5 protein-coding genes are annotated in these 3800 nt (G+C 59.5%); all 5 read right to left on the bottom strand.

What is annotated here, in order from left to right; all coding sequences use genetic code 11:
* Positions 1 to 65: 65 nt before the first annotated feature.
* The gene (locus tag ACFFAR_RS27420; protein ID WP_061999338.1) at positions 66 to 848 is read right to left on the bottom strand and encodes a peptidylprolyl isomerase; all 783 of its coding nucleotides are present in this window, start codon (positions 846 to 848) and stop codon (positions 66 to 68) included.
* A gap of 87 nt (positions 849 to 935) precedes the next feature.
* A complete protein-coding gene (locus ACFFAR_RS27415; protein WP_174365366.1) occupies positions 936 to 1259 on the bottom strand; it encodes a BolA/IbaG family iron-sulfur metabolism protein in 324 nt (107 codons plus the stop codon).
* On the bottom strand, positions 1256 to 1795 hold the full coding sequence (locus ACFFAR_RS27410) for a septation protein A (protein WP_056353215.1): 540 nt from the start codon (positions 1793 to 1795) through the stop codon (positions 1256 to 1258). Before ACFFAR_RS27410 ends, ACFFAR_RS27415 begins: the two co-directional genes overlap by 4 nt.
* A 190-nt stretch (positions 1796 to 1985) precedes the next feature.
* Entirely contained in the window at positions 1986 to 2408 is a 423-nt protein-coding gene (msrB, locus tag ACFFAR_RS27405) for a peptide-methionine (R)-S-oxide reductase MsrB (RefSeq protein WP_174365365.1), read from the bottom strand.
* Positions 2409 to 2468: 60 nt separating this feature from the next.
* Positions 2469 to 3800 (bottom strand): YdiU family protein (locus tag ACFFAR_RS27400; protein ID WP_375508836.1); only part of this gene is annotated, 1332 nt, incomplete at its 5' end.

The following is a 3800-nucleotide window of genomic DNA, read 5'->3' as shown; positions in this document are numbered from 1 at the left end:
GCGCAGCAAAAAAAAGCCGCTCGAAAATCATCGAGCGGCTTTTTTACGTCTGCACTAAAGCGTTGTTACTTGATAACCGCTTTCTTGCGCAAATCCTCTTCGAACGCAGCCAGCTTCTCCTGCTGGATCTGCTGCGCAATCTGCGCCTTCACCTGCTCGAGCGGCGGCGGCGCAACATCGCGCACGTCGTCCAGACGGATGATGTGCCAGCCAAACTGCGTCTTCACCGGCGTATCCGTCATCTCACCCTTCTTCAACTTCTCAGCGGCAGCACCGAACTCCGGCACGTAAGCCTGCGGGCTAGACCAGTCCAGGTCACCGCCGTTCTTGCCCGATCCCGGATCCTTTGAAAACTGCTTCGCCAGGTCTTCAAAGCTCGCGCCACCCTTGATCTTTGCGATCAAATCCTTGGCCTGCGCTTCGTTATCGACCAGGATGTGATGCAGGTGGTATTCCTTGCCGCCACCGGCCTGCTTGACCATATCGTCGTAACGCGCCTTGATCTCGGCATCCGTCGGCGCATTGGCCTTCACATAGTCTTCAATCAACGCACGCAAAACCACCGTTTGCTGGGCCACTGCGATCTGCGCCTTCACGTCGGGACGGGTGGCGATACCGCGGCGGGCCGCTTCCTGCATCAGGATTTCGCGATTGACCAGTTCCTGGCGCACAGCCGCCTGCAATTGCGGCGTGTCCTGCTGGCCTTGCTGGACCAGTTGCGCGACGAGGGCGTCGACGCGGGATTTGGGAATCGGCGTGCCGTTGACCACGGCAATGTTCTGAGCGAAAGCAGGCGCTGCCGCGAACGCGGCCAGCAATACCCAAATACGGGGGTTTTTTAGAATCATCGATGGTTCCTGATCAGGACGAGGGCTGGAAATTCTGAATGAATTGAAGGTGTCTCGAACACGTGAAGTTCGTAGCAACCCCGAGGGCTATTCGAACTGGTCTGCGAATTCTTCAGGCGTGTAAGCCTTGATGGCAAGGGCGTGAATGCCTCGCCGCATCTCGTCGGCCAGCGCATCATACACTAGCCGGTGCCGCGCCACGCGTGGCTTCCCGGCGAATCCGGCGCTCACGATGGTCACCGTATAGTGGCTTCCTGCCGACGCCCCGGCGTGCCCGGCATGCGCTGCGCTGTCGTCATCGATATGAACGGATTGCGCGCTAAGCGCCGCACTCAGCCGCGCTTCAAGGTGCGCGATCTTGCCTTCGGCGGACGCGTTGACGAAGTCATCTGTGGAGGTCGGATCGCTCATTTGCCTTCATCCTCTTTCATGTACTTCGCGAGCCACAAACTCTGCGCGACGATAAAAACGAGCAAGCACCCGGTCGCGCCGAACAGCTTGAAGTTGACCCATTGGTCGGTGGTGTAGTTGTAGGCCACGAACAGGTTCACCACGCCGAGGATCGCAAAAAACACGGCCCACGCGAGATTCAACTGGCCCCACACGCGATGCGGCAGCACGATCTGCTTGCCCATCATCGCCTCGATGAGATTCTTGTTGAAGATGCCTTGTGACACGATCAGCGCGCCGGCGAAAAGCCAGTAAAGCGCGGTGGGTTTCCACTTGATGAACGTATCGTTATGCAGCACGAGCGTTGCCCCGCCGAACACGACCACGACGCCCAGGCTCACCCACAGCATGGGATCGACCTTGCGATGCCGGAACGCGACCCATGCAATCTGCACCAGCGTGGCGACAATCGCGACCGCGGTGGCGGTGTAGATGCCCCAGATCTTGAAAGCGACGAAGAAGAGGAGGATCGGAAACAGATCGAACAGAAATTTCATGTCGTTGGGACGGGGAGGGGCATCGAATTGGAAGCGCACGTGCGACGGGCGTGCCCGGGATCGAATCGGATTCGGAGCCGGCATGAAACGACGCGCGCGTTTTTAGGGTGACCGTTAGTAAGCAGCCACTGAAAAAGCGTTGACAGTGGCCAGAAAAAAGGCGGCTTACCGGAGTAAGCCGCCCTTGTACTTACTTGGGTTCGAATTGTAGCGCAGCCGAGTTGATGCAGTAGCGCAGGCCGGTTGGCGCCGGGCCGTCTTCGAAAACGTGGCCCAGATGCGCGCCGCAGTTATTGCATTGCACTTCGATGCGCAGCATGCCGTGCGCGCGATCCGTCTTTTCCTTGATGACTTCGCCGTTGATGGGCTTGAAGTAGCTCGGCCAGCCGCACCCGGCGTCGAATTTCGTGTCCGATTCGAACAGCGGCGTGCCGCAGCACACGCAGTCGTAGATGCCGCGGTCCGTGTGATCCCAGTATTCGCCCGTGAACGGCCGCTCGGTGGCGGCGTGGCGCGTGACCTGGTACTGGATATCGGTCAGCTCCTTCTTGTACGTGGCGTCGTCTTTCTGCAGCGGTGCAGCGGGTTCCTTCGTGAGGTCGTCTCGGTTCATCGTTTATCTCCAGAGCGGTAGAGCGGCTTTGATATCCGGCTCAAATATTTGGGGGCGGTTTCAGGAAGAACAACTCACTTCCAGGTCGCTTGCCCAGTCGGGCGGCAGTCCGGCGTAGGCTTCGAACTCGGGTTGTTCATCAAAAGGATGGCGCAGCACCTGTGCCAGCCGCTCGACTTCCGAAAAATCCTTTTCCTTCGCAAGGCGAATGGCATTTTCGGCCAGATGATTGCGCAGGATGAATTTCGGATTCACGGCGTTCATGGCCGCGGCACGTTCTTCGTCGCCGCGTGTTTCCTCCGACAAACGTTGCCGGTACTCGTTCGCCCAGACATCGAATGCGTCGCGATCGAGGAACAGATCGCGCACGGGTGCATCGCCGGAAGCGTCTGCCTTGCGCAGTTTCGCAAGGTTGCGGAACGTCAGTGTGAAATCAGCGCGATTCGCGTTCATGACTTCGAAGAGGCGATTGGCCAGTTTGTCATCGCCGTCCCGGATTTCGGCCAGGCCGAGTTTCGCGCGCATACGCTGTTCGAGCGCCGGTGCAAACCGGTCCCTGAAGCCTTCCAGGACACGCTGCGCATCCTCGATGATTTTTTCGTTGCGCACGTCCTCGCCATATTGCGGGCCGAACAGCGGCACCAGCGCCTGCGCAAGACAGAAGAGGTTCCAGTAGCCAATCTGCGGCTGCATCTTGTACGCGTACCGGCCCTGCGAATCCGAGTGATTGCAGATGTGATTGGCGTTGAAGCCATCGATAAACCCAAACGGCCCGTAGTCGATCGTCAGCCCGAGGATCGACATGTTGTCCGTGTTCATCACGCCGTGGCAGAAACCGACGGCTTGCCAGTCCGCCATCAGGTCGGCGGTGCGCAACGTGACTTCGCCGAGGAGCGCGAGGTACGGGTCATCGGCTTCGCGGCATTGCGGATAAAACCGGTCGATGACGTGATCCGCGAGCCTGCGCAATTCGTCCAGCCGATCGTTCGTGTAGAAGTGCTCGAAGTGCCCGAAGCGCACGAAACTCGGCGCGACACGCGTCACGACGGCCGCCGTCTCCATGGTCTCGCGGCGTATCGGCTGGTCCGATCCCGTGACACACAAGGCGCGTGTGGTCGGAATGCCAAGATGGTGCATGGCTTCCGAGCAAAGATATTCGCGGATCGATGAACGCAGGACCGCGCGGCCGTCGCCCATGCGCGAATATGGCGTGCGTCCCGCGCCCTTGAGCTGCAGTTCGAGCCGTTTGCCGTCATGTTCGATCTCGCCAAGGCCCATCGCGCGTCCGTCACCGAGCTGTCCCGCCCAGACGCCGAACTGATGGCCCGAATAAACCGATGCATACGGCAGCTCATCGGCGGGCAGATCGCGCGTGGTATTGCCCGTGAAATA

Source organism: uncultured Caballeronia sp., from assembly GCF_964243625.1.
Taxonomy (GTDB): Bacteria; Pseudomonadota; Gammaproteobacteria; order Burkholderiales; family Burkholderiaceae; genus Caballeronia.
Note: the sequence above shows the minus strand (reverse complement) of the source record. Positions and strands in the feature narration are given on the sequence as shown.

Bases quoted from the DNA above. Each gene is read 5' to 3' on its own strand.
- ACFFAR_RS27420 (WP_061999338.1), bottom strand. From the start codon at position 848: ATGATTCTAAAAAACCCCCGTATTTGGGTATTGCTGGCCGCGTTCGCG.
- msrB (WP_174365365.1), bottom strand. From the start codon at position 2,408: ATGAACCGAGACGACCTCACGAAGGAACCCGCTGCACCGCTGCAGAAA.
- ACFFAR_RS27415 (WP_174365366.1), bottom strand. From the start codon at position 1,259: ATGAGCGATCCGACCTCCACAGATGACTTCGTCAACGCGTCCGCCGAA.
- ACFFAR_RS27410 (WP_056353215.1), bottom strand. From the start codon at position 1,795: ATGAAATTTCTGTTCGATCTGTTTCCGATCCTCCTCTTCTTCGTCGCT.